1 protein-coding gene is annotated in these 1400 nt (G+C 42.8%); it reads left to right on the top strand.

Features of this window, described 5'->3' with window-relative positions; all coding sequences use genetic code 11:
- Nucleotides 1-123: 123 nt before the first annotated feature.
- The coding region (locus ACOVO2_RS11630; RefSeq protein WP_421770137.1) for a Gfo/Idh/MocA family protein at nucleotides 124-1400 on the top strand (1277 nt) is incomplete at its 3' end.

Raw genomic sequence — 1400 nt, 5'->3', positions numbered from 1 at the left:
AAGACAGAGTAGTTATTGGAAAACTGATAAAATACGGTTCTCAGATTTTAAATCTATTCGTAAACAATTGCCGATTTATAATCGGCTCAAGCAAAAAATCATCATTCAAACCTAACATAAAACATGGAACGCAGAAAATTTATTGGAACAACACTAAAAGGAGTTGCAGCAGCAACAATCGGCATTCCGACAATCGTCCCGTCAACGGTTTTCGGTAAAAATGCCCCCAGCAATAAAATCAATATTGGTCAAATAGGTTGTGGGCGTATCGGCCGTGACCACGACATGGTTGGTACAATGCAGCACGACGTGGCTCGTATGATGGCAGTATGTGATTTAGACCAAAATCGACTAAAAGATGGTAAGTTGCTCGTAGAAAACTATTACAAGAAAAAAACGGGACAAGATAAATATGTTGATGTAAAAATGTATGATGATTACCGTGAAATGCTTCTTAACAAAGACATTGATGCTGTAATTATCAGTACACCGGACTTTTGGCACGCTCAACCAGCCATCGAAGCTGCTCTGGCTGGAAAAGACATTTACCTCCAAAAACCAACTTCACTGACAATTGCAGAAGGTCGATTATTGAGTAATGTTATCAAAAAAACAGGCCGAATTTTGCAAGTTGGCACACAACAACGTTCTTCACCCCAATTTAGAATTGCTGCTGAATTAGTGCGTAACGGCCGTATTGGGAAATTACATACCGTAAAAGTTGGCCTTCCAGGTGACCCAGCAGGGCCTTCCTTCCCAACTATGCCGGTTCCAAAAGGCTTCAACTATGATATGTGGCTCGGTTCAACTCCCGAAATGCCATACACTGAAAACGCAGTACATCCACAAGTAGGTTATGGCCGCCCAGGTTGGTTACGTATCGAGCAATTTGGAGCAGGAATGATTACAGGTTGGGGACAACACCATTTCGACTCGGCCGCTTGGGGAATGGACACCGAATATACGGGCCCAACAACCTTGCAAGCTGTAGCCGAATTTCCAAAAAGTGGTAACTGGAATGTACACGGCGACTTTATGGTCAAAGCCGATTACGCAAACGGTGTAACAATGTACACCAGCGGAGGCTTCCCGAATGGAATTAGATACGAAGGAACAGAAGGTTGGATTTTTGTATCTCGTGGAGATTATGTTGCTTCAGCCAGCGACCCCGTTTCTAAAGCTAAAAGTAGCAAGGCTCTCGATGCCAGTGACCCAAAAATTCTTGAATCTGTAATCGGAGAAAACGAAATTCATTTGTATAAAAGTACCGAACAACACGGAAACTGGCTCGACTGTATTCAGAGCAGAAAAGAGCCAATTTCGCCAGTAGAAATTGGTCACCGAGCTTGTTCTGTTTGTCTGATTAGCCATATTGCGATGAAACTTCCTCGTAAACTAAC

Origin of the sequence: Emticicia sp. (genome assembly GCF_049241225.1) — a bacterium.
GTDB lineage: Bacteria > Bacteroidota > Bacteroidia > Cytophagales > Spirosomataceae > Emticicia.
This window is presented reverse-complemented; position numbering and strand designations above follow the sequence as displayed.